This is a genomic window from Arthrobacter koreensis (genome assembly GCF_035792275.1).
Lineage (GTDB): Bacteria > Actinomycetota > Actinomycetes > Actinomycetales > Micrococcaceae > Arthrobacter_B > Arthrobacter_B koreensis_A.
The window spans coordinates 1-21,386 of record NZ_JAMWKK010000014.1 but is presented as its reverse complement, the minus strand read 5'-3'; the positions used below and the strand labels follow the sequence as shown (position 1 = coordinate 21,386).

Genomic DNA, 21,386 nt, shown 5'->3' with positions numbered 1-21,386 from the left:
GTAAGCAACCCGTCATAGGAAAAGGCGCAGCCCGGGTGGGCTGCGCCTTTTCGAGTCCGGAGAACCCCGCGGCGGCTACTCGCCGGGACGGGTGGTCTGCTCGGCGAGGGTGTCCCAGAGGGAGGTGTCGGTGGTGTCGATCGAGCCATCCGCGATGGCCCGGGCGGTGGCGTCCAGGGTGGTTACCGTCTGCTTGATCAGGTAGCCGTTGCTCTTCTGGCCCAGGACGGCGGAAGGGTTGGAGTGGTCCGACATGCCGCGCATTTCGAACAGCAGCGTCGAGATTCCGTACTCCACAGCGATACCGTTGCGGCTGATGGTTTCAGCCGATCCGCCCACGTAGCGGCCCAAATGGCCCCAGCCGGTGGGATCGATTGCGTTGAACACCACGGCGCCGAGCTGCTTGGAGCCCTCCACAACCTCGGGTGAGGCGTTCGGCGTCGTCGGGTAGAGGATCGAGCCGGAGACCAGCTGGCCGTCGCGCTCGCTTTGGGTGCCCTGGTGGTGCAGGTCGATCATGTAGTCGATGTCGTAGGCGCGCATCACGTTGTTGTGCAGGGCCTGGGTTTCGGGTTGGATCTTCGCGACGTGGTCGCGGTTCAGGTCCGTTCCGGTGGCATTGGCGCGGGTCAGGTTGCGGCCGCTGGCGAGGTAGCCGTCGAGGGGGAAATCGACGTCGCCCATGGCGCCGTCCGGGTTCAGCATTGGCACGATCAGGATGTTGACGCCGTCGAGCACGCCCTTGGTCTTGCCGGTGCCCAGGTGCTTGACGAACTCCAGCGCACCCTCGGTGGTGAGCTGCTCGTTGCCGTGCTGCTGGGTCAGGTACAGGATGGTGGGGTTGGACGGGTCGCTGATGTACTTCGCCAGGTACAGGTCCCGCCCCTTGACCGACTGCCCGATCACTTCCAGCTCCATTGCCGGCTGCTTGGCTTCCTGCTTCTTCAGCACCGCCACCATCTCGTCATAGGTGTGCAGGATCGAGGTGTTGATGGTCTCGTTACCGTTGTAGTTCGGCCCCTCGCCGACGGCGAAGGCGGGAACGGACGTGCCGGCTGCGAGCAGGGCTGCAAGCGACAGTGCGGCAGCGGTTTTCGGGATCCTCATCGGGGTCTCTCCTCAGCTAGAGCGGGGTGCGGGTGAGAGCAGTGAATCCGGGCGGAACGGATGTGTCAATCGGAGGCCCTGAGGTCTGGTCTTTTCGGGGTGCCTCGTATATAAGCCCACGTCAGATGGCAAATTTGCCCCATGGGGGAGTGAGGGCGCCAGGGTGCGAATGTGAGCTGCGGCTCAGCGGCGGATAGGGTTGTTTGATTCGTTCTCTGAAAGGCCAGTTATGCGTGACCGTATTTCCCACCCCGGACTCTCCGAACTCGTCATGTCTGCGGAGCAGGCAGCAGCGATGATCAAACCGGGAATGACGGTCGCGATGAGCGGCTTCACGGGTGCCGGGTACCCCAAAGCCGTGCCTCAGGCGCTCGCCGCCCAAATGGAGGAAGCCCACTCGCGCGGGGAGCAGTTCCAGATCAAGGTACTCACCGGCGCCTCCACCGCCCCGGAACTCGACGGCGTGCTGGCCAAGGCCGGCGGCATGGAACTGCGCCTGCCGTACCAGTCCGACCCCACCCTGCGGAAGCGGATCAACGACGGCGAACTCGAGTACATCGACATCCACCTGGGGCACGTGGCCCAGTACACCTGGTTCGGGTTCTACGGACACATCGACCTGGCCGTCATCGAGGTTGTGGGAATCAACGAGGACGGCAGCCTGATCCCTTCCTCCTCGGTCGGCAACAACAAGACCTGGATCGAGCAGGCAGACAAGATCATCCTCGAGGTCAACCGGCAGCAGCCGGAGGCCATGGACGGCATGCACGACGTCTACTACGGCACCGCCCTGCCCCCGCACCGCAAGCCGATCATGCTGGTTAATCCTGATGACCGGATCGGTGAGCCCTACCTGCGCCTGGACCCGGCGAAGGTGATCGCCGTCGTCGAGACCGACGCGCCGGACCGCATGACGCCGTTCGCGGCGCCGGATGAAACGTCGCAGATGATTGCCGGGCACCTGCTGGACTTCTTCGAATCCGAGATCAGGGCCGGACGGCTCACGGACAAGCTGCTCCCGCTGCAGTCCGGAGTAGGCAACATTGCCAACGCCGTGCTGGCCGGCCTTTCCACCGCGGGCTACACCGGACTCACCGCGTACACCGAGGTGATCCAGGACGGGATGCTGGAACTGATCCGCGACGGCGTGATCCGGGTGGCGTCGGCTACCTCCTTCTCGCTGAGCCCGGCCGGAATCGAGGAGTTCAACTCCAATATCGAGTTCTACCGCAAGCGCATCATCCTGCGGACCCAGGAGATTTCAAACCATCCTGAACTGATCCGCCGGCTGGGCTGCATCGCCATGAACGGCATGATCGAAGCGGACATCTACGGCAACGTGAACTCCACCCATGTGGGCGGCACGGCCATGATGAACGGCATCGGCGGCTCCGGGGACTTTGCGCGCAACGGGTTCCTCTCTGCGTTTATGTCTCCGAGCACGGCCAAGGGCGGGAAGATCTCCGGGATTGTGCCGATGGCGTCCCACGTGGACCACACCGAGCACGACACGATGCTCATCATCACCGAACGCGGCCTGGCGGACCTGCGCGGCCTGTCGCCGAAACAGCGGGCACGGATGATCATCGACAAGTGCGCGCACCCGGACTTCCAGCCTCTGCTGCAGGACTACTTTGACCGGGCCAGCCGGGACTCGGTGGGCAAGCACACCCCGCACCTTCTTGATGAGTCCCTGTCCTTCCACCAGCGTTTCGTGGAGACCGGCACCAGCCTGCCCGAGGCCGTGCACAGCTAGCTGCGGTTTTCGGGCTCCGGCTCCGATCTGCCGTGCCCGTCGAACCGCGTTTCCCACGTTCTGTGAAGGTTGTTACCTGGTGTGGTCACACCTGTCACAGATGCAACGACGCGTGGGAATCCGTGCGTGCCGGAAGGTGTCGGCTTCCTCCACTTTGGGACATCCCCGCCACTTTGGGACATTCCTGCCGTGGCGCCGCGCAGGAATGTCCCGAACCGGAAGGGATGTCCCAGAGTGCAGGGGAATGGGCGGGTGTTGGTGTCCCAAACCGGAGGGATGTCCCAAAGAGCAGGGAAATGGGCGGGAGTTGGTGTCCCAAACCGGAGGGATGTCCCAGCTGCGGTGATAGCCCCAGCCCGGCCACCCCGCAACGACCAGATGCTTGCCCCGGACGCCGCCGCCTGTTTAGGTGAACCCCATCATCATGCAGCGACCCCAGGGGGAAACATGACAGCAACCACCGCCGCGGCGGGCACGTACCGGAAGACACTTCAGGCGGGCATCGTCGTCGGGATAGCCGGATTGGTTTTCGCGCTGTCCACGAATCTGTTCCTGCAGAACTTCGGGACGCTCAACTACAACGGCGAGAACGGGCTTTTCATGGCCGTAACCCAGCTCTACCTGCTGGCGCCCGAAGCCTGCCTGTCCTTTTCGGCAGCGCTGATCGCGGCAGCCCTGGTCATGCGGCACCTGGACATCACAAGGCGTGCACCTGAATCAGGCGTCGGCTGACTTTTCAGCAGGTTCGGAAACTGGTTCAACCGGTTCCGGATTGGGCTTGTCCACGAACTTCAGGCCGATAACGCAGCCGATGATTCCGGCCAGGAACAGCAGCTTCAGGACTCCGGGCTCCTCGGTGCCGGTGAACATCGCCCAGGCGACCGTCAGCACGGCACCCAGCCCGGTCCAGACGGCGTAGGCGGTGCTGATCGGAATGTGCTTCATGGCGTAGCCCAGGCCGGCCATGGACACGGCTGCCGCCACCGCAAAAATGATCGACGGCGCCAGGACGGTAAAGCCGTTCGAGGCCTCCAGGGCAGTGGCCCAGACGGCTTCAAGGACGGCACTGAGCAGGAGAATGATCCACGCCATGGCTATGCCACCAGCTTCAGGCCGATAACGCAGCCGACGATTCCCATCAGCAGCACCACCTTGATGACCGTGGCTTTTTCGCCGCCGAACACCATGGCATACCCGGCAGTCAGCACGGCACCAATACCGACCCACACCGCATAGGCGGTGCCCACGGGGATGCTGAGCATCGCCCAGGCGAGCCCTGCCATGCTGGCCGCGAGGGCCACGGCAAACACAATGGTGGGAAGGGGTTTCTTGAAGTTGTTCGACTTCCCCAGCGCTGTAGCCCAAACGGCTTCAAGCATTCCGGAGGCAATGAGGACAACCCATGACATGGCTAGCTCCTTTGGCCAGTCTTGTCGCGTGCCGGGTACTGAACCGTCGTCCGGGGGCCGGAGTATTCACGGCCCTGCCACCTAAGGTAGCAAATCCGGAAACTCCGTGCCGCAGGCGCTGCCACAACCGGCAGCGGGCAAAGGATAAGCACCTCCCGGCAGAGCACCAAATCAGCCTCCGGTGCGCGCTGTCCCGGATTTCGACGGCGGTAAAAGGGCCACCCGCGCGCCGATATCGTTAAATCCGGTGCCTGCCCAAAACGGGCCTTCGATGCTGCAGGATCCCCTTCTTTGAGCCGGTCCGGCAGCAGCAAGACACACTCCACACCCGGCTGACTGCGCCTTCGGCGACCGGCGGGCTGCGGGGTCCGGGGGCGGGACACTGCGGCGCCGGGACTTCGTGCCCGGGGCCTGGAACCTCAAAGAAGCGGAGATGCAATGCCCCACAAAATCATCCTGGACTGCGATCCCGGCCACGATGATGCGGTCGCCCTGCTGCTGGCACACGGCAGCCCGGAGATCGACCTTCTCGCGGTGACTACCGTCGTCGGAAACCAGACCCTGGAGAAGGTGACACGCAACGCGCTGGCGATTGCCCGTGTCGCAAATATCACAGGCGTCCCGTTCGCTGCAGGCTGCGACCGGCCCCTGGTCCGCACCATCGAAAACGCGCCGGACATCCACGGCGAGTCCGGCATGGACGGCCCCGAGCTGCCTGAACCGACCGTGGAACTGGACCCGCGGCATGCGGTGGACCTGATCATCGACACCGTGATGGCCCACGAGCCGGGCACCGTGACGCTGGTCCCCACCGGCGGACTGACCAACATCGCCCTGGCCGTGCGCAAGGAACCGCGCCTGGCTGAGCGGGTCAAGGAAGTCGTCCTGATGGGCGGCGGCTACCACGTTGGCAACTGGTCCGCCGTGGCTGAGTTCAACATCAAGATCGATCCTGAAGCTGCGCACATCGTGTTCAACGAAAAGTGGCCGCTGACGATGGTTGGCCTGGACCTGACCCACCAGGCGCTGGCAACGGACGAGGTAGCCGGGCGCATCGCCGCGGTTGGCACCAAGCCGGCCAAGTTCGTTGGTGAACTGCTTGAATTCTTCGGCCACACCTACAAGGACGCCCAGGGCTTCGACTTCCCGCCCGTGCACGATCCCTGCGCCGTCGCCTACGTGATCGACCCCTCGGTCATGACCACCCAGCGCGTGCCGCTGGATGTTGAGCTGACGGGAACGCTCACCCTGGGCATGACGGTCGCTGACTTCCGTGCCCCGGCGCCGGCCGACTGCAACACCTCCGTGGCCATGGAACTGGACCAGGAGAAGTTCTGGGGACTCGTCGTCGACGCCCTCGAGCGCATTGGCGAGGTGGACCTGTGAGCGCCACCGCCCAGCGCCGCGTCAATGTAGGCGCACTCATGGCAGCACTGCTGGCCGCCTGCGTGGCGTTCCAGCTCAACGCCTCCATGCTCTCCCCGGCACTGGTCACGATCGAAGAGGAACTGAACACCACCTCGGCCGCCGTTGGCCTGACCCAGACGGCATTCTTCACCGCTGCCGCGCTGTTCTCCCTGTTCCTTCCGCGCCTGGGCGACATCATCGGCCGCAAGAAGGTCCTGACCGGCATGCTGGTGGTGCTGACCATCGGTTCCGTGGTGGCAGCGCTGGCCCCGAGCATCGAGGTCCTCTTCATCGCCCGCCTGATCCAGGGTGTCTCCGGACCCGTTGTGCCGCTGACCCTAATCATGCTGCGCGTGGAGATCCGCGACGCGAAGCTCTACGGCACCCTGATGGGTGTCATCACCGCCGTCAACGGCGGCATTGCCGGCGTTGACGCCATTGCCGGAGGCTACCTGGCGCAGAACCACGGCTTCGCCTCCGTGTTCTGGGCCATGGCCGCCGTCGGCGCCGTCGCCACTCTCCTGCTGCTTTTCCTGGCCCCGGAATCCCGGGCCGAAAAGAAGGAAAAGATGGACTGGCTGGGAGTCATTCCGCTGGTCATCTCCGTTGGCACCCTGCTGACCGCCTTCAACGAGGCAGGGAAGCTGGCCGACGCCAACTGGCCGCTGGTGATCGGACTGATCGTCGTTGCCGCGGCTGCCTTCGCCGTGTTCTGGAAGGTCGAGAACCGCATCGAGCAGCCGCTGGTGGCCACGTACCACCTCAAGCAGCGCTCCACCTGGGCACTGCTGCTGACCACCCTGCTCACCATGACCGGCGTCTTCGCCGTCATGAACGGCATCCTGCCCGCACTGGCGCAGGACGGCGTAATCGGCTTCGGCATGGGCGCTGAGGAATCCGCCTGGTGGACCCTCACGCCGTATGCCATTGCGGGCCTGGTCATTGGCCCCATCGCCGGCCGGCTGGCCGCTACCTGGGGCTACGGCAAGGTGCTTCGCATTGGCATGATCGGTTCCGTGATCGGCCTGACGCTGGTGCTCCTGGTGGTCGGCAGTGATTCGAAGCTGGGTTTGCTGGGCGTGTCCGTGCTGATCGGCATCACCTATGCGGGCATCGGTAACATCATGCTCAACGGCCTGGGCATCGTGCTCTCTCCCAAGGAGAACCCCGGTTTCCTTCCCGGCCTGAACGCCGGTGCCTTCAACCTGGGTGCCGGCCTGAGCTTTGCCGTGATCTATGCGGTGAAGACGGCCACCACGCCGGCCGACGGCGGTGCCGGAGGCTACTACGGCGGTATTGTTGCCGGTCTGGTCATCCTGGTGCTGGCCCTGGCCGCTTCCTTCCTCATCCCCAAGCCCGTGAATGCCGAGGTGGCTTCCGAAGCCGCTCCGGCAGAACGCTGAGCCGACAGTTCTCAAGGAGATTCCCGCATGCCTGCCGGAAAAGTAGTAGTTGTAGGGTCGCTGAACGCTGACCTGACCGTGCGCACCGAGCGTTTCCCCTCACCGGGGGAAACGCTGAACGGATCCGAACTGGTGATTGTCCCGGGCGGCAAGAGTGCCAACCAGGCGGCCGCCGCGGCGATCCTCGGTGCGCACGTGCGCCTGTTCGGTGCCGTAGGCGCCGACGGGCACGGCGACCTGCTGCTGGAGGCGGCTGCCGCTGCCGGTGTGGACGCATCCCGCGTGCTGCGCCGCTCCGGCACCGCAACCGGAACAGCCATGATCGTGGTGGACGCGGCCGGGGAGAACACCATCATCGTGTCCCCGGGTGCCAACGGCACGGTGACCGGCGGTGAACTGCCGTCGGATCTGTTCGACGGCGCCGCCGTGCTCACGCTGAGCCTGGAGGTACCGCTGGAAGCCGTTACCGCTGCCGCACAGGCAGGGCACGACGCCGGTGCGCAGGTGCTGCTGAATCTCTCCCCGTACCGGGAGGTTCCGGCGGAGCTGCTTGAGCTGACAGACGTGCTGCTGCTGAACGCGCACGAAGCGGCCCTGGTAACCGGCCTGGCAGATCCGGCGGCGGACTGGGAAGCGGTCATCGCTGCTTTGGACGCACTGGGCGTGCGCCGGACCATCATCACCCTTGGTGGAGACGGCGCCGTCGTTCTGGACGGAACCGCCGCCGGCGACGGGCGTGTGGTTGCCGTTGCACCCACCAAGGTGAACGCTGTGGACACCACCGGCTGTGGGGATGCCTTCACGGCAGCCACCGCGGCGCGGCTGGCGGCGGGGAACTCCCTGGCCGAAGCGGCACGGTTCGCTGCCCGCGCCGGTGCCCTGGCGGCCACCCGCGAGGGTGCACAGTCCTCCTACCCGGTCCTGCGCGGGCTGCTGGAACAGGATGCCCTGAGCTAAGACTCCGTACAAAAGCAAAGAGGCCCCGCACCAGCCGGTGCGGGGCCTCTTCTGTTCAACCAGGAAATCAGGGCTTCGGCGCTTTGTGGGCGCCAGCGGTCCGCCGCCACTGTTTCTTCACAGCGGCGTTCACGTGGTCGGCCATCTGGTCCTCGTAGTGTTCCTGCATGGTGTCCTGGACGTGCTCCGTCACATGGGCGGTGATCTGGTCCCGGGCCAGCTTCCGCTGGGCACGCATGAGGGCCTCGTGTTCCTGATGGAAGGCCTTGGCTGTCGCCACGCACATCAGCAGGATGACCACGCTGAACGGTACTGCGGTCAGGATGGCCGCGGTCTGGATGGCCTCCAGGCCGTTGGCGAGCAGCAGGGCAATGGCCACAGCCGCCGCGGACAGGGCCCAGAAAATCCGAATCCAGTTCTTCGGTTCAACGTCGCCGCCGGTGGAGAGCATGCCGGTGACAAGGGCACCCGAGTCGGCGGAAGTGATGAAGAAAATGGCGATCAGCACAATCGCGCCAATGGTCAAGGCAACGCCGCCGGGCAGGCCGCCCAGCATGCCGAACAGCGAACCTTCCGTGTCCACCGTGCCGTCTGCCCCTACCAGGCCGCCCTCGCCGAACAGCTCACGGTAAATGGCCGTTCCGCCCAGGACCGAGAACCAGAGGAACCCAACGATGCTGGGAACCAGCAGCACGCCGGCAACGAACTGCCGGACGGTGCGTCCCTTGGACACACGGGCAATGAAGATGCCAACGAACGGTGCCCAGGAAATCCACCAGCCCCAGTAGAACGTGGTCCAGGCTGCCTGCCATGCCTCGCCTTCGGTTCCGGAGAACGCGAGCGTGTTGAAGGTCAGGCCAATGACGTTCTGCAGGTAGTTGCCGATCGACTGCACGAACTCGCGCAGCAGGAACAGGGTGGGGCCGGCGAACAGGACAAACAGCAGCAGCGCGCCGGCGAGCATCAGGTTGATGTTGGAGAGCCACTTCATGCCCTTGCCAACACCGGAGATCAGGGAAGCAATGGTGAGGGTGGTGATGCCGAGGATCAGGCCGACCTGCGTCATTTGCGTGGCCTTCATGATGTTGGCTTCTTCAAGGCCGGCTGAAATCTGCAGCACGCCAAGACCGAGCGAGGTTGCCACGCCGAAGAGCGTTCCGACCAGGGCGACGACGTCGATCAGGTTGCCCCAGCCGCCGGAGACCCGGCGCTTGCCCAGCAGCGGTTCCAGGGTCCAGCGGATCGAAATCGGCCGGCCCCGGCGGTGCACGGCGTAGGCGATGGAGACACCGACGACGACGTAGATCGCCCAGGCATGCAGTCCCCAGTGAAGGTACGTCTGGGTCAGCGCCTGCTGCGCCAGCTGGATGGGGCTGCCCTCAACGCCCGGGCGCGGAGAGGCAAAGTGGTTCAGGGGTTCGGCGACACCGAAGAACACCAGGCCGATGCCCATGCCTGCCGCGAAGAGCAGGGAGAACCAGGAGCGCATCGAGAACTCGGGCTCGTCGTCGTCCTTGCCCAGCTTAATGTCGCCGTAGCGGCTCAGGCCGATCCAGAGGGCAAACACCACGAAGATGGCGATGGCAGCAACGTAGTACCAGCCGAACCAGCGGATGACGTTGCTCTGCACGGAGTTGAACATCTCCGTAGCGGTGCCGGGGAAGATGATGGCGAAGGCCGCGAAGACCACAATGATGGCTGCAGAGGGCCAAAACACCCAGCGGGCGATTCCGTTGCCGGCTCGGACGGGGCCGGCGGGAGGCTCCCGGTCCACCTCATTCGGGGATTCGTTCCCCGTCTTTGTTGCCTTGGTGTCTTCCTCGGTACCAGCGCCTTGTGTGGCGGTCATTCCCAGTTTCTCCTCCTGCGCTTTTTGCCATGCGCTTCAGACGTTTTCTGGCGGATGCTCTTGCTGCGGCGACTTACACCTTCTATAAGCCTACTGAGTTACCAGGGGGTACAGAAACCGGGTGCGCTTTCTGACTAGGGAGCACGCATCCGGCGGGTGAGGAGAATCGCGGCTGCTGCCGGCTTGAGCGCTCTTTTGAAGACTGTGCGGCGGTTAGTTTCCGCGGTAGTGGCCGGGCCATTCGCCAGCCGGAATCCGGGTTATTTCCCGGACCTCGCCGATGGTTCCCCATTCGTTGAGTCCCAGCCGGGAGAGCGGGCGAAGCGCCTCGATGCGCGGGTGCGAGTCGCCGTCGAGCGTGTCCGGTCGGATGGCAGCACGGGTGATTTGGCCGTAGACCACAAAGCAGTCGCCCACCGGATGGATCTCATGCAGCCGGCATTCCAGGGCCACCGGTGAGCCGGCAACCCGCGGCGGACGCACGGTGCCGCTGGGCTCCGAAGCAATCCCGGCGGCGTCGAACTCGCTGACCTCAGCCGCGAAACCGGTACCGGTGGCGTTGACTGCCTCGAACATGTCTTCCGGGGTGAGGCTGATGACGAATTCTTCCGTGTCCCGGATGTTGCGCAGCGAATCCTTCTCACCCACGGAGGTGAAGGACACCACCGGCGGGTTAACCGAGGCGATGGTGAAGAAGGAGTGCGGGGCAAGGTTCTCCACTCCGTCCGCCGAGACGGTCGACACCCAGGCGATAGGGCGGGGGACCACTACGGAGGTGAGCAGGCGGTAGAAGGGGCGGCCGCCCATGTCGGCGGGATCGAAGTCCGTTCTCATGGTGCCCAAGCCTAGTCCGGTTTGCGTTCAGGACCGGCAGCCATAATGGGGTTCATGAGCATCATCAAAATCAACGCGATCACTGTTCCCGCGGACTCCGGCGACGAGCTTGCCCGCCGCTTTGCCGCACGTGCCGGCGCTGTGGACAACCAGGACGGGTTCGAAGGCTTTGAGCTCCTGGAACCAACGGACGGCCGGAACACCTGGCTGGTCCTCACCCGCTGGCGGGATGAGAAGTCCTTCCAGGACTGGGTGGCCTCCAAGAACTTCGGGCACGGGCATGGACACGGCGATGGAGCCGACGCCGAGCGCCGCAAGCCGGTGGGTGTCAGCGCTGAGCTGTGGAGCTACCGCACCGCCGGAGGCAGCACCCCCGAGGCGTAGGCACCGAGGCGAATCTCCGCGACGGCGTTCCCAAATGCCGGCCCGGCTGGAATCGTGGAAGAGGGGTTTGTTGACCGACCTACACGAAACCAGGTGCAGCATGGAACTCATTCCGGGAAACACCCTTCTGACCGCTTCTCCGGAGGAGGGCCGGAAACTGGCCCTGGAACTGGCGCTGCACAGCATTTACGCCATCCAGCCGGACGAGAAGGTCCTCAAGGCGGGCCGTGACGTGTACACGACGGATCCGGAGGAGCTGATCGCGTCCTCGCACGTGGTGGCTATCGAGTTCGCCACCATCGCAGCGGCCAACAACTACTGGCGCTGAGTTCATCGCAGGCGGCGCATTTACGCGGCACCCGGGGCAATGTTGTGATTGCGCCGGAACAGGTTGCCCGGATCGACTGCCCGTTTCAGCGCGGAGAGCCGGGCAAGCTTTTCGCCGGAGTACACGTCTGGTGCGGCTGAGGCAGGATTCTCGGCGCCCATAAAGTTCACGTACTGGCCTCCGCCGCTGAAGGGTTCCGCGTCCGCCGCCAGTCCGCGGACAAACGCGGTGTGGTGCGCGTCGTCGGCCGGGTCGGTCCAGAAGCCGTAGACGTTCAGCCAGTAACGCGCGTCGCGGACCGGGAAGGACGTCGCCTCCTCCGGGATCCGGCCGAACGCACCGCCCATGTGGTGCAGGTCGAACCCGGTGCCGCGCCACGACTGTTCCCTCCCACGCCGGGCCAGGACATCGATCAGCCCGGCGTCCAGTGCGTTGAAGGACGTGTTCTTCCAGTAGGCACGCGAACCGTCCGGAAACAGGTCATCCACGGCCGACTGCCAGTCCAGCCAGGGCACAGCCTGCACCAGCTCGGCATCCGGGGCGGCCAGATCCCGGAGCCGGTCTACGACGGCGGCAGCCGGCTCCTGGTCCTCTCCCGCCCAGGCGAAGCCCACGGCCATGATCGGCTCATCGCCCTGCTCCCAGTCCGGCGGCGGCACCAGGAAGGACACGATGGTGGTGAGCTCATCCGGTACGTCCGCGCTCCACGCCGAGAAGGCGTGCAGCGCGTTCTCGAAGTGGTCCGCCGTGTAGATGAGATTCCCGCTGTAGACCTCCTGCGGCAGCGGCCAGGCCTGGAACGTCAGAGAGGTGACGACGCCGAAGTTCCCGCCGCCGCCGCGCAGCCCCCAGAACAGTTCCGGTTCCTCCTCGGCCGAGGCGTGGACGGCGGTGCCGTCTGCAAGCACGACGTCGGCGCCCAGAATGTTGTCCACGCTCAGTCCGTGGGAGCGTGTCAGCCACCCCACGCCGCCGCCCAGGGCCAGGCCGGCAACGCCGGTCCGGGACACGACGCCCAGCGGAACGGCCAGCCCGAACGGCGCCGTCGCCAGGTCGATGTCGCCCAATGTCGCGCCGCCGCCGGCCGTCACGGTTTGCGCAACCGGATCAACTTCCACACTGCGCAGCCCGCCGACGTCGAGCACTATCCCGCCGTCCACCGTTCCGTTGCCTGCCACGTTGTGCCCGCCGCCGCGTACCGCCAGCGGCTGCCCGGTTCGGCGCGCAAACGCCAGGACGGGTGCGACGTCGTCGGGGCTGGCTGCCCGGTCGACGGCGGCCGGCTGCACGTCCACCATTCCGTTCCAGACCCGGCGTTCGGTGTCATACCCCGGGTCTCCGGGCAGCGTCACGGTGCCTGTGACGGCGCCCGCTAATCCGGGGTAGAGGCTGTTCCCTGGCTGGGGCCAGGGAACTGCAGGGGCCGCTGAAGCTGATGCCGGGTTGCTCGTCATGGTCCACCGCCTGGGGCAAGCCCGGCCGTCCGGGCCGGGACGGGAAAGCACTAAGGAGGGTCTGCTCCCATTCTTGGCCCGGCCCGGGCCCGGTTCAATGCCTTCCCTAAACCGCGGCCGGCGTCAACGCCGGCCTACCGCCGGTGGTGCACCTCCTGCAGCCCGTAGACCGGGGTGGGCAGGCCTTCCATCCGGGCCTTCAGCTGCTGGGCGAGGAAGATCGAGTAGTGCCGGCTCTGGTGCAGGTTCCCGCCGTGGATCCACAGGTTCTCCACGTTCGTGGGTTTCCACATGTTCCGCAGTTCGCCCTCCCACGGCCCTGGATCCTTGGTGGTTCCGGAGCCGTAGCCCCAGCATTTGCCCACCTGGTCGGCCACTTCGGGGGAGATCAGGTCCGCAAGCCAGTTGTTCATGGAGCCGTAGCCCGTGGCGTAGATGATGATGTCCGCCTCCAGCTCCATGCCGTCGTCGAGCACCGCCGCATTGCCGGTGAGCTTGGCAACCTGCCCCTGCTTCAGCTTCACCCGGCCGTCGATGATCAGCTGGGAAGCGCCGACGTCAATGTAGTAGCCGGAGCCGCGCCGCAGGTACTTCAGGAACAGGCCGGATCCGTCCTCGCCGAAGTCCAAGTTGAACCCTGCCTCCCGGAGCTGGTCGTAGAAACCGGCGTCGTGCTCCGCGATGGTCTCGTAGATGGGGATCTGGGCATCGGGCAGGATCCGGTAGGGGAGGGACGCGAAGAGCATGTCCGCCTTCTCGGTGGTGGTGCCGGCGGCCAGGGCGCGTTCGGAGTAGAGGTCGCCCAGCGCGTATTCCATTAGGGACTCGCTGCGGACAATGTGGGTGGAGGAGCGCTGGAGCATGGTTACGTCGGCGCCGTGTTCCCAGAGGTCCGCGGCGATGTCATGGGCGGAGTTGTTGGACCCGATGATCAGGGCCTTTCTGCCGGTCTGGTCGCCGCCGCCGGGGTACTTGGACGAGTGGTACTGCTCGCCGAGGAACGAGTTGGCCCCTTCAAATTCGGGAACGTTGGGGTAGCCGGAGACGCCCAGGGCGAAGACGAGCTGCTGCGGGTGCAGTGTCACGTCCTCCCCGCGGCGGCGGACCCGCAGTTCCCAGGTGCCGGCGTCGTCGTCGTATTCCGCGCCCAGGCACTCGGTTCCGGACCAGTAATCCAGCTCCATGATGGCGGTGTAGTGCTCAAGCCAGTCGCCGATCTTGTCCTTGGGCGCGAAAACCGGCCAGTCATCGGGAAACTTCAGGTACGGAAGATGGTCGTACCAGACCGGGTCATGCAGGGCGAGGGACTTGTACCGTTTGCGCCAGGAGTCGCCGGCGTTCTCATTCCGCTCGATCACGATGGTGGGAACGTTCAGCCGCCGCAGCCGAGCCGCCAGCCCGATGCCGCCCTGCCCGCCGCCGACGATCACGCAGTACGGCTGGTCCTCGTAGCCCAATCGGGCCTGGCGCTCCTGCTTCTGCTCGAGCCAGGTTTTCCGGCCGCGTTCCACCGTGTGCTCCACGCCCTTGGGACGGTTGGTGCCCTTCTGCTCCTCGAAGCCCTTCAGCTCCTGCATGGTGGTCAGCAGGGTCCACGCCTTGCCGTCCCGCAGCCGCAGGTGTCCCCATCCCCGGGCGGCAGCCGTCTCAAAGCTGACCCACGCTTCGGTCACGCCGTCCGCCTCGGTTGGCTGCTCGGTCAGCTCCCAGCCGGCGGGCTGCACGTGGTCCAGGACGGCGTCGAGCATGTCGGTGATTTCCCCGCGGCCCTCGAGCGTCTTGAGGTTCCACGTGAAGGAAACGAAGTCGCGCCAGAGGCCGTCTTCTTCGAACAGGTCCGCGGCGGCTGCAGTGTTCCGCGAGGTCAGCGCAGTGTTGAAGGCGTCGAGCCAGGTTTCGACGGCGGCAGACTCACCCATGTCCCACTCCTTTGTGGTTGCGTTTTGGAAGGTTCCAGTAAACGCCGCCGTGCCGCAGATAGGTAGGGGTCCGAACTGAACCTCACCCACCGAGAGGCCAGTTACGGCTCTTTAGGGCCCTCAAAAGAGCCGTAACTGGCCTCTCGATGGGCGGGGTTAGGCTGGAAGCAGTCCAACCCAAGGAGATAACCGTGGCATCCCTGCTGACCCCGCTCATCACGTCCGCCGGCCTGATCGGCGGCTTCAAGACCGCCCGCGACACCGGTAACCGCCAGCTCGGCGGCGCTGTGCTCGCCGCGGCCGGTGCAGCCGCGTTCGCCCTGTGGAAGCGCGACGCCGGCACGGGCACCGCCGTGGCCCTCACCTCCACCTACGTGGCGGCGTTCGGCCTGTCCCACCCGCTGGCCAAGAAGCTCGGTGCCTGGCCCTCGGTCTACACGGTCACTGCTGCTACGGCGCTCGCGTCCTTGATCTTCGGCCGCAGGAAGTAGCGGACGCCCTCCCCAAATCGAGATGGCAGAAACTGCCCGTTTGAGCGTTCAAACGAGCAGTTTCTGCCATTTGGATTTGGAGGACGACGGCGGTCCAAGCCGTGAAATGAGACGGCACCTGCCGTCCGGCGCCGTGAGCTTGACGGTGTTAGGCTCCCGTCATGCGCCGCCGATACCTGCTCGTTCTTCCTGCCACGCTCTCGATCGGCTTGGTGTCCTGCACCGCATCCCCGGAACCTGACTGGGAGGCAGCGCAGGCGCAGGCGGACGCCTTCACCACGGCCGCGTCGGCGGGCGCGGGTTACCTCGGCGGCGGCTGGCGCGCCGAACAGAACGAGGAGGTACACGGGGAACTGCACGAGGAACAAGGAGTAACTCTGGACTATGCGTCCGAGGTTCGCATCGACGGCATCAGCGTCGCCTGCTTCGGAGACGGTGAAGCAGGCTTTGGAGTCATGGTGCGCACAGAGTCCTTGTGGACCGGCCTCGACCCGATCACGCTGGCCTGCAACAGTGAACCGCATACGGTGCCGCTGGCCGCACCGCTCGAGCGCATCAATGGAATCCGCCTGAACGGATTCTTTGAGGGAGGCCCCGGCGCAGTGATCACGGCCGCCGTCACCGGAGCCTCCGAATAAGCCTGCCGGCTACCGCCAGCCGGCGTCGGGGGCCACCAGCTTGACGATGTTCTCCAGCAGCGCCGCGTTGTAGTCAACGCCGAGCTGGTTCGGCACGGTGACCAGCACGGTGTCCGCGAGCTGGACGGCGGCGTCGTCGGCCAGTTCCTTGGCAATCACATCCGGTTCGCCCACATAGCTGCGGCCAAACCGTGCCAGACCGCCTTCCAGCCGTCCCACCTGGTCCCGGCCTTCAACTTGGGCGCGGACACCGAAGTAGCGCCGGTCCTGCTCGCTGACCAGCGGAATGATGCTTCGGCTGACGCAGACCTTGCCCTGCCCGTGATGTCCGGCAGCGGCCCAAGCCTCTTTGTAAGCGTGGATCTGCTCAGCCTGCAGTTCATCGAAGGGGACGCCGGTGTCCTCGGTGAGCAGGGTGGAGCTCATCAGGTTCATGCCCTGTTCACCGGTCCACTTCGCCGTCGCGCGGGTGCCTGAACCCCACCAGATCCGGTCCCGGAGGCCGGGGGACTGAGGTTCAATTGGCAGCAGGCCGGTGTGCCCGGCCATCTGCGGGTTTGCCGGTGCCATACCCTGTCCGGTGATGGCTGCGCGGAAGATTTCGGTGTGGTGGCGGGCCATGTCGGCGTCGGTCTGTCCCTCACCGGGCACATAGCCAAACGATTCGGCGCCGCGCAGTGCGGGCTCGGGGGATCCCCGGCTGATGCCGAGCTGCAGCCGGCCGCCGCTGATCAGGTCCGTGGCCGCGGCTTCTTCGGCCATATAAAGAGGGTTTTCATACCTCATGTCGATCACGCCGGTGCCCAAGTCGATGCGCTTGGTCCGGGCGGCCATCGCGGCCAGCAGCGGGAACGGCGAGGCCTGCTGCGGCGCGAAGTGGTGCACGCGCACAAACGCACCGTCGGCGCCGACTTCTTCAGCCGCAACGGCCAGGTCGATGGCCTGGAGCAGCGCATCACCGGCCGTGGGCGTCAGGGAACCCGGGACGTCCTGGTAGTGGCCAAAGGAAAGGAATCCAATCTTCTTCACAAGAGGATCAGCGCCCGCGGTGCTTCGGATATTCCGGCCCCGAGTTTCCGGCTTCACTGTTCCACCCGCGGCGGCCCGTCTACACTCCCGGACCATGGAAAACGAACTCGTGGAACTTGAAACGGCCGGCTGGCACGCTCTGTCCACCGGGCCGGAAGAAGCAACGGCCTTCTACTCCGAGGTGCTGGCCAGCCAGCCCGTGGTCCTGCTAACCAACGGCCTGCGGATCACCGACCGGCAGCAGATCGTCGAGTCGATGGGCGGCCCGCCCTGGACGGCGTTCGAGATCATCGAGCCCCGGGAGGATTATCTGGGGGACGACGCCGGTGTCCTCACCTACCAGGTGCGGGCCGACCGCAACGGAACCCCCTACTCGGCCCTGCTCAGCAGCGTTTACGCCAAGGAAAACGGTGCGTGGAAGCTGAAGGTCCACCAGCACACGCCGTTCGAAGAGCAGGGGCTATAAGGGGTAAGCGCCCAATGCATCAACCCGTCTAAGCGTTTTGCACATATCTGCAGCAATGAGTGCGCAATGATGTCTGTAATTGTCGGACTAGGACCTTAGGGCTAGGGGATGCTCAGAAGAGCCGAAAATGTTGCTTTCAGCCATCGCAGAAGCTTCTGGACCGGTAACGGTCCCGCTGTCATCACGGTTGGTAAGAAGTCTTATGAACTGAGGAAAATCAGTGAGCGTGAATTTCTGGATCATTATGAAAGGCAGAGACAATATCCCAAGCTAGTGGCACGCATAGGTGCTCGTCGTTACTGGCACTATCGGGACAGGTTTTACTGGGAATCCGAGGGGTTCAACGCAGATCAGGTGTACGCGTTGATCACTGCCAAGGAACAGCGCCAACGGCAGCAGATGGACCGGGCTCAGGCGATCGTCGCAATGGGTTCGGCACCAAGGCATAACACGAAACGCGAGCGCATCCCGGACGATTTGAAGCAGCTCGTGTGGCTGAGGGATGGAGGGCGCTGTCAAGAGTGTGATTCGTCGTCAGAACTGCAATTTGACCACATCATCCCAGTTGCCATGGGTGGCAACAGCACCGAGGGCAATCTTCAGATTCTCTGCGGGCCATGTAACCGCTCGAAATCCGCTGGGCTCACGGTGAGGCGTCGTAACAGCTAGGCCGAAGCCGAAACCCGCTCGGCCACCAGCGCCTGCAGATCCGCAGCGGTGCGGCCGGAAAGGGTTTCCCAGCGGGTGATCCCGGGCTGCTCGGGGACATCGACGGCGTTGGGCACCGCAATGGTGACGGCGCCGGACGCCTTGGCCGAGGCAACACCCGGCAGCGAATCCTCCACGGCAACGACCCGGTCCAGGTCCAGGGATGTGCCCAGCTCTTCGCCCATCAGTTTGGCTGCCAGCAGGTAGGGCTCCGGATCGGGTTTGCCGTTGACCACCAGTTCTCCAGTGACCAGGAACCGGAAGGTCCCTTCGGGCAGCTGGTCGGCAATGACCTGGGCCAGGAGCGACTCGCTCATGGTCACCATGGCGCACGGAATTTCGGCGGCATAAAGTTCGGCCAGCAGTTCGCGGGCGCCGGGACGCCAGGGGATTTCCTCCTGCACGGACCGGACAACACTGGCTAGAAGCGTATCGAGGATTTCCCGGGTACCCAGGTCTGCACCGGCGTCCTGAAGTGCGCGGGCGGAATCGGGCAGAGCGTTGCCCACCAGTTCCATGGCCTGCTCATCGCTCCAGCTGACGCCGAACCGGCCCATCAGTTCCTTCTCGGCAGCGAACCAGTACGGTTCGGTGTCCACCAGGGTGCCGTCCATGTCCCAGAACACGGCTTGCAGGGCGGAAAGGTGCGGCAAAGGGTCCTCCTGGAAAGTCACCGCGGCCCGCGGTGAAGGCAGTAAACAACGACGGCGGCACCTCGCGGCTGCCGTCTGATCTGTTCTGATCGTGGCAGTGCCGGGCAGCGGGGTCAAAACGGAACGGCACTGTTCATGCCCGGTTCACCCGCGGTTCGCTGCATGACGCGGGCCGTCCGGGAAGTCCGGCCTCTGAAGGAAAGACAAGGTAGTTGGCTGGGCAGGGCTCAGCTGACGTGTTGCCGGGGCGAAAACCGCCGACAGCAAACCGACAGCAAACCATCGGGCAGTTGACGTCGTATAGAGCCCTGCACGGACAACCTTCGGTCAGTAGACGCTCCTCTGGGAGCTTCAAAACGGCGTTATCTGCGCGAGGGTTTGGGCCGGCGGCCGCTGAGCGGCGTTATCTGCACGAAGGTTGCGGCCCCTGAGGCTAACCGGAGTGCCGCTTGATAAACTCCAGCACGGGTGCTGCCAGTTCCGCGCCGATCACATCCTGCGGACGCTTGTTCCCCTTCACCTCGAACATGTGGTTACCGCCTTCAACGCGTTCAACGACGGCGTTCGGCCCGATCCTTTCAGCCACCGGTTCCAGCTCGCCCGGCAGCGCGAACGGATCCCGGGTGCCCTGCAGGAAGAGCATCGGCAGGGTACGCCCGTAGAGGTGCTCGTCGCGGAGCTTCTCCGGCTTGCCCGGCGGGTGCAGCGGATAGCCCAGGTACACGAGCCCGGCGGCCTGCATCCCGTCAGCCACGGCCATGGACGCCATCCGGCCGCCGAAGGACTTGCCGCAGGCCCATACGGGCACGCCGTCGGCGTTGTCCTCGGCAGCGAACATGACTGCCCGCCACGCCGCAATGGCTGCCGGGGCGCGGTCCGGGAACTTCTTCCCGGCCTCCCGATACGGGAAGTTGAACCGCCACGTGGCCACACCGCCGTCGTTCATTGCGTCGGTGAAACCGGTCAGGAAGGGATGTTCCATGCCCGACCCGGCGCCGTGTGCCACCACCATGGACGCCCACGCGTCGGCGGGCTGCGCGAAAACGGCGCTGACTGTGCCCTCGCCGACCGAGACTGTGAGGTGCTCCTGCTGCACTGGCATGGGTTCCAATTTACGGGACGGTCACCGGCCGGTCATCTCACAGCGGCAGACCGGCTTCTTCCTTGACGGTTTTCATCACGATGGTGCTGGTGAGCTTCTCCACCCCGGGCAGGTTCACCAGTACATCGTCGTAGAACTGCTGGTAGCCGGGAAGGTCCGCCGCCATCACTTTGAGCAGGAAATCCGGGTCCCCGAAGAGGCGGTCCGCCTTCACGATCTGCTCGTGCCGGCCCAGTTCCTTTTCGAACGCCAGCATCTGCGCCCTGTCACGCAGGGTCACGAACACCAGGGTCTGGAAGCCCAGCCCGACGGGGGCGGGAGCCACCACGGCGCGGTACCCCGTGAGCACGCCGGCGCGTTCAAGCTCCTTGATGCGGCGGTGGCAGGGCGCTACGGTCAGCCCCACCTCGGCGGCCACCGCCGTCGCACTCATTCGTCCGTCTTTTTGAAGTATGCGCAAAATTTCCCGGTCTATGGCATCAATCACGCAAAAATCGTACCGGAAACAGGCTTGGCAGGGGGCAATTAGGTCAGCACTTCGCGCGGGGTTTTTCCTAGGGTTGAGGAATGGATTTTTCGCAGCTCGCGGGTTTCGCGGCCGTTTCGATCACCCTGGCCATGACCCCGGGCGCTGACTGGGCGTACTGCATCTCCTCCGGCCTGCGCTCACGGCGCGTGACCCCCTCGGTAGCCGGACTGTGCACCGGCTACCTCTTCCACACCGCGCTGATCGTTGCTGGTCTCGCCGCACTCATCGCGGCCTCGCCCGGCCTCCTCACCGGCCTGACGCTGGCCGGCGCCGCCTACCTGCTGTGGCTGGGCATCTCCACCATGCGGTCATGGCGCGGTACCGGGTTCACTGACGGAATCACGACGCCGGTGCCCGCGGCCGAAGGGCAGCCGGAACCGTCTGCGGAGACCGGTTCCGGTTCCGGCGGATCTGTGGCGCTGGCAGTGCGCGCGCCGGTACGCTCCCGCCGCGCCGTCGAGCGCCGGGAATTCCTGAAAGGGCTGGGAACTTCCGGCACCAATCCAAAAGCCCTGCTCCTCTATCTCGCACTGATCCCGCAGTTTGTGGACCCGGCCGCCGCGCTTGCACTGCCGCTGCAGTCGCTGGTGCTGGGGCTGTCCCACTTCGGGGTGTCCGTGCTGGTCTACACGCTGGTGGCACTCGGCGCCCGGCGGCTGCTGCGCTCCCGGCCCGCCGCTGCCCGGGCGGTCACCTTGGGCAGCGGAATCCTGATGGTGTGCGTGGCGCTCGTCCTGCTCGGCGAGCGGTTGCTGCTCCTCCTCTGACCCGCGCTGCCCCGGACCCCCGGAACCCCCGGAACCAAAATCGAGAGGCCAGTTACGGCTCTTTTGAGGGGGTGAAGTCATATGGTCGTTGCAACGTTCTGATTGATGGAGCGTTTGATGGTCAAGGTCTTTGCCTCACATGTCCGAACGGATTTTGTGGACTTGGTGTGTTCGGGTGTCCCTGTTGGCGAAGCGG

At 65.1% G+C, this 21,386-nt stretch carries 23 protein-coding genes and 1 riboswitch; of the genes, 12 read left to right on the top strand and 11 right to left on the bottom strand.

Annotated features, from left to right (window positions below):
- Positions 1–75: 75 nt before the first annotated feature.
- A complete protein-coding gene (locus tag NGB94_RS13520) occupies positions 76–1,107 on the bottom strand; it encodes a M14 family zinc carboxypeptidase (RefSeq protein WP_325791195.1) in 1,032 nt (343 codons plus the stop codon).
- Between the two features lie 229 nt (positions 1,108–1,336).
- Between NGB94_RS13520 and NGB94_RS13515 the strand changes: the two genes are divergently transcribed.
- On the top strand, positions 1,337–2,863 hold the full coding sequence (locus NGB94_RS13515) for an acetyl-CoA hydrolase/transferase family protein (protein ID WP_325791194.1): 1,527 nt from the start codon (positions 1,337–1,339) through the stop codon (positions 2,861–2,863).
- Positions 2,864–3,310: 447 nt separating this feature from the next.
- Positions 3,311–3,595, top strand: a complete 285-nt coding sequence (locus NGB94_RS13510; protein ID WP_325791193.1) for a hypothetical protein — start codon at positions 3,311–3,313, stop codon at positions 3,593–3,595.
- On the opposite strand, the gene NGB94_RS13505 is transcribed toward NGB94_RS13510, so the two are convergent.
- Together NGB94_RS13505 and NGB94_RS13500 are read right to left on the bottom strand one after the other, a co-directional pair.
- Positions 3,581–3,955 (bottom strand): multidrug efflux SMR transporter, encoded by a 375-nt coding sequence (locus NGB94_RS13505; RefSeq protein WP_325791191.1) that lies wholly within the window; start codon positions 3,953–3,955, stop codon positions 3,581–3,583. The two genes, NGB94_RS13510 and NGB94_RS13505, sit on opposite strands and share 15 nt — an antisense overlap.
- Before the next feature lie 2 nt (positions 3,956–3,957).
- The gene (locus tag NGB94_RS13500) at positions 3,958–4,272 is read right to left on the bottom strand and encodes a multidrug efflux SMR transporter (protein WP_325791189.1); all 315 of its coding nucleotides are present in this window, start codon (positions 4,270–4,272) and stop codon (positions 3,958–3,960) included.
- A gap of 10 nt (positions 4,273–4,282) precedes the next feature.
- Positions 4,283–4,350, bottom strand: a riboswitch (guanidine-III (ykkC-III) riboswitch).
- A 360-nt stretch (positions 4,351–4,710) separates the two neighbouring features.
- Here NGB94_RS13500 and NGB94_RS13495 point away from each other — a divergent pair.
- From NGB94_RS13495 to NGB94_RS13485, 3 genes are read left to right on the top strand one after another with little or no spacing between them, the layout of a single operon-like run.
- Positions 4,711–5,658, top strand: a complete 948-nt coding sequence (locus tag NGB94_RS13495) for a nucleoside hydrolase (protein ID WP_325791188.1) — start codon at positions 4,711–4,713, stop codon at positions 5,656–5,658.
- Between the two features lie 38 nt (positions 5,659–5,696).
- Positions 5,697–7,082 (top strand): MFS transporter, encoded by a 1,386-nt coding sequence (locus NGB94_RS13490; RefSeq protein ID WP_325791298.1) that lies wholly within the window; start codon positions 5,697–5,699, stop codon positions 7,080–7,082.
- A gap of 27 nt (positions 7,083–7,109) precedes the next feature.
- Positions 7,110–8,039, top strand: a complete 930-nt coding sequence (locus NGB94_RS13485; protein ID WP_325791187.1) for a ribokinase — start codon at positions 7,110–7,112, stop codon at positions 8,037–8,039.
- A gap of 67 nt (positions 8,040–8,106) precedes the next feature.
- Here NGB94_RS13485 and NGB94_RS13480 read toward each other — a convergent pair whose 3' ends face one another.
- On the bottom strand, positions 8,107–9,888 hold the full coding sequence (locus NGB94_RS13480) for a BCCT family transporter (protein WP_325791186.1): 1,782 nt from the start codon (positions 9,886–9,888) through the stop codon (positions 8,107–8,109).
- A gap of 213 nt (positions 9,889–10,101) precedes the next feature.
- A complete protein-coding gene (locus tag NGB94_RS13475; protein ID WP_325791185.1) occupies positions 10,102–10,722 on the bottom strand; it encodes a flavin reductase family protein in 621 nt (206 codons plus the stop codon).
- A gap of 54 nt (positions 10,723–10,776) precedes the next feature.
- Here NGB94_RS13475 and NGB94_RS13470 point away from each other — a divergent pair, with 54 nt between their 5' ends.
- Together NGB94_RS13470 and NGB94_RS13465 are read left to right on the top strand one after the other, a co-directional pair.
- Positions 10,777–11,106: an antibiotic biosynthesis monooxygenase family protein gene (locus tag NGB94_RS13470; protein WP_325791183.1), complete on the top strand. Its 330-nt coding sequence runs from the start codon at positions 10,777–10,779 to the stop codon at positions 11,104–11,106.
- Positions 11,107–11,206: 100 nt separating this feature from the next.
- Complete coding sequence (locus tag NGB94_RS13465) at positions 11,207–11,434, top strand: hexameric tyrosine-coordinated heme protein (protein ID WP_152225634.1); 228 nt, start codon at positions 11,207–11,209, stop codon at positions 11,432–11,434.
- Positions 11,435–11,454: 20 nt separating this feature from the next.
- On the opposite strand, the gene NGB94_RS13460 is transcribed toward NGB94_RS13465, so the two are convergent.
- Together NGB94_RS13460 and NGB94_RS13455 are read right to left on the bottom strand one after the other, a co-directional pair.
- Positions 11,455–12,888, bottom strand: a complete 1,434-nt coding sequence (locus NGB94_RS13460; RefSeq protein WP_325791181.1) for an FAD-binding oxidoreductase — start codon at positions 12,886–12,888, stop codon at positions 11,455–11,457.
- A 134-nt stretch (positions 12,889–13,022) separates the two neighbouring features.
- Positions 13,023–14,807: an NAD(P)/FAD-dependent oxidoreductase gene (locus NGB94_RS13455; RefSeq protein WP_325791180.1), complete on the bottom strand. Its 1,785-nt coding sequence runs from the start codon at positions 14,805–14,807 to the stop codon at positions 13,023–13,025.
- A gap of 191 nt (positions 14,808–14,998) precedes the next feature.
- Between NGB94_RS13455 and NGB94_RS13450 the strand changes: the two genes are divergently transcribed.
- The gene (locus NGB94_RS13450; RefSeq protein ID WP_325791178.1) at positions 14,999–15,298 is read left to right on the top strand and encodes a hypothetical protein; all 300 of its coding nucleotides are present in this window, start codon (positions 14,999–15,001) and stop codon (positions 15,296–15,298) included.
- Between the two features lie 161 nt (positions 15,299–15,459).
- Complete coding sequence (locus NGB94_RS13445) at positions 15,460–15,936, top strand: hypothetical protein (protein WP_325791176.1); 477 nt, start codon at positions 15,460–15,462, stop codon at positions 15,934–15,936.
- Between the two features lie 9 nt (positions 15,937–15,945).
- Here the strand turns inward: NGB94_RS13445 and NGB94_RS13440 are convergent, their stop codons facing one another.
- A complete protein-coding gene (locus NGB94_RS13440) occupies positions 15,946–16,965 on the bottom strand; it encodes an LLM class flavin-dependent oxidoreductase (protein WP_325791174.1) in 1,020 nt (339 codons plus the stop codon).
- 94 nt (positions 16,966–17,059) lie between these two features.
- On the opposite strand from NGB94_RS13440, the gene NGB94_RS13435 reads away from it, so the two are divergent.
- Positions 17,060–17,431 carry a nuclear transport factor 2 family protein gene (locus NGB94_RS13435; protein WP_325791173.1) on the top strand — a complete coding sequence of 124 codons (372 nt, stop codon included), beginning with the start codon at positions 17,060–17,062 and terminating at the stop codon, positions 17,429–17,431.
- 108 nt (positions 17,432–17,539) lie between these two features.
- Positions 17,540–18,100, top strand: a complete 561-nt coding sequence (locus NGB94_RS13430) for an HNH endonuclease signature motif containing protein (protein WP_325791172.1) — start codon at positions 17,540–17,542, stop codon at positions 18,098–18,100.
- Here the strand turns inward: NGB94_RS13430 and NGB94_RS13425 are convergent.
- The 3 genes from NGB94_RS13425 to NGB94_RS13415 form a co-directional block, all read right to left on the bottom strand.
- Positions 18,097–18,792, bottom strand: a complete 696-nt coding sequence (locus tag NGB94_RS13425; protein ID WP_325791170.1) for an HAD family phosphatase — start codon at positions 18,790–18,792, stop codon at positions 18,097–18,099. The two genes, NGB94_RS13430 and NGB94_RS13425, sit on opposite strands and share 4 nt — an antisense overlap.
- A gap of 433 nt (positions 18,793–19,225) precedes the next feature.
- Positions 19,226–19,894 (bottom strand): alpha/beta family hydrolase, encoded by a 669-nt coding sequence (locus NGB94_RS13420; protein WP_325791168.1) that lies wholly within the window; start codon positions 19,892–19,894, stop codon positions 19,226–19,228.
- Between the two features lie 37 nt (positions 19,895–19,931).
- Entirely contained in the window at positions 19,932–20,381 is a 450-nt protein-coding gene (locus NGB94_RS13415) for an Lrp/AsnC family transcriptional regulator (RefSeq protein ID WP_325791166.1), read from the bottom strand.
- Positions 20,382–20,461: 80 nt separating this feature from the next.
- Here NGB94_RS13415 and NGB94_RS13410 point away from each other — a divergent pair, with 80 nt between their 5' ends.
- A complete protein-coding gene (locus NGB94_RS13410; protein ID WP_325791165.1) occupies positions 20,462–21,190 on the top strand; it encodes a LysE family translocator in 729 nt (242 codons plus the stop codon).
- Positions 21,191–21,386 lie beyond the last annotated feature (196 nt).

Coding starts and splice junctions, on each gene's coding strand:
- NGB94_RS13465 (WP_152225634.1), top strand. CDS start 11,207: ATGGAACTCATTCCGGGAAACACCCTTCTGACCGCTTCTCCGGAGGAG.
- NGB94_RS13455 (WP_325791180.1), bottom strand. CDS start 14,807: ATGGGTGAGTCTGCCGCCGTCGAAACCTGGCTCGACGCCTTCAACACT.
- NGB94_RS13445 (WP_325791176.1), top strand. CDS start 15,460: ATGCGCCGCCGATACCTGCTCGTTCTTCCTGCCACGCTCTCGATCGGC.
- NGB94_RS13490 (WP_325791298.1), top strand. CDS start 5,697: ATGGCAGCACTGCTGGCCGCCTGCGTGGCGTTCCAGCTCAACGCCTCC.
- NGB94_RS13520 (WP_325791195.1), bottom strand. CDS start 1,107: ATGAGGATCCCGAAAACCGCTGCCGCACTGTCGCTTGCAGCCCTGCTC.
- NGB94_RS13420 (WP_325791168.1), bottom strand. CDS start 19,894: ATGCCAGTGCAGCAGGAGCACCTCACAGTCTCGGTCGGCGAGGGCACA.
- NGB94_RS13505 (WP_325791191.1), bottom strand. CDS start 3,955: ATGGCGTGGATCATTCTCCTGCTCAGTGCCGTCCTTGAAGCCGTCTGG.
- NGB94_RS13460 (WP_325791181.1), bottom strand. CDS start 12,888: ATGACGAGCAACCCGGCATCAGCTTCAGCGGCCCCTGCAGTTCCCTGG.
- NGB94_RS13500 (WP_325791189.1), bottom strand. CDS start 4,272: ATGTCATGGGTTGTCCTCATTGCCTCCGGAATGCTTGAAGCCGTTTGG.
- NGB94_RS13480 (WP_325791186.1), bottom strand. CDS start 9,888: ATGACCGCCACACAAGGCGCTGGTACCGAGGAAGACACCAAGGCAACA.
- NGB94_RS13470 (WP_325791183.1), top strand. CDS start 10,777: ATGAGCATCATCAAAATCAACGCGATCACTGTTCCCGCGGACTCCGGC.
- NGB94_RS13510 (WP_325791193.1), top strand. CDS start 3,311: ATGACAGCAACCACCGCCGCGGCGGGCACGTACCGGAAGACACTTCAG.
- NGB94_RS13435 (WP_325791173.1), top strand. CDS start 17,060: ATGGAAAACGAACTCGTGGAACTTGAAACGGCCGGCTGGCACGCTCTG.
- NGB94_RS13515 (WP_325791194.1), top strand. CDS start 1,337: ATGCGTGACCGTATTTCCCACCCCGGACTCTCCGAACTCGTCATGTCT.
- NGB94_RS13410 (WP_325791165.1), top strand. CDS start 20,462: ATGGATTTTTCGCAGCTCGCGGGTTTCGCGGCCGTTTCGATCACCCTG.
- NGB94_RS13475 (WP_325791185.1), bottom strand. CDS start 10,722: ATGAGAACGGACTTCGATCCCGCCGACATGGGCGGCCGCCCCTTCTAC.
- NGB94_RS13430 (WP_325791172.1), top strand. CDS start 17,540: ATGCTCAGAAGAGCCGAAAATGTTGCTTTCAGCCATCGCAGAAGCTTC.
- NGB94_RS13485 (WP_325791187.1), top strand. CDS start 7,110: ATGCCTGCCGGAAAAGTAGTAGTTGTAGGGTCGCTGAACGCTGACCTG.
- NGB94_RS13495 (WP_325791188.1), top strand. CDS start 4,711: ATGCCCCACAAAATCATCCTGGACTGCGATCCCGGCCACGATGATGCG.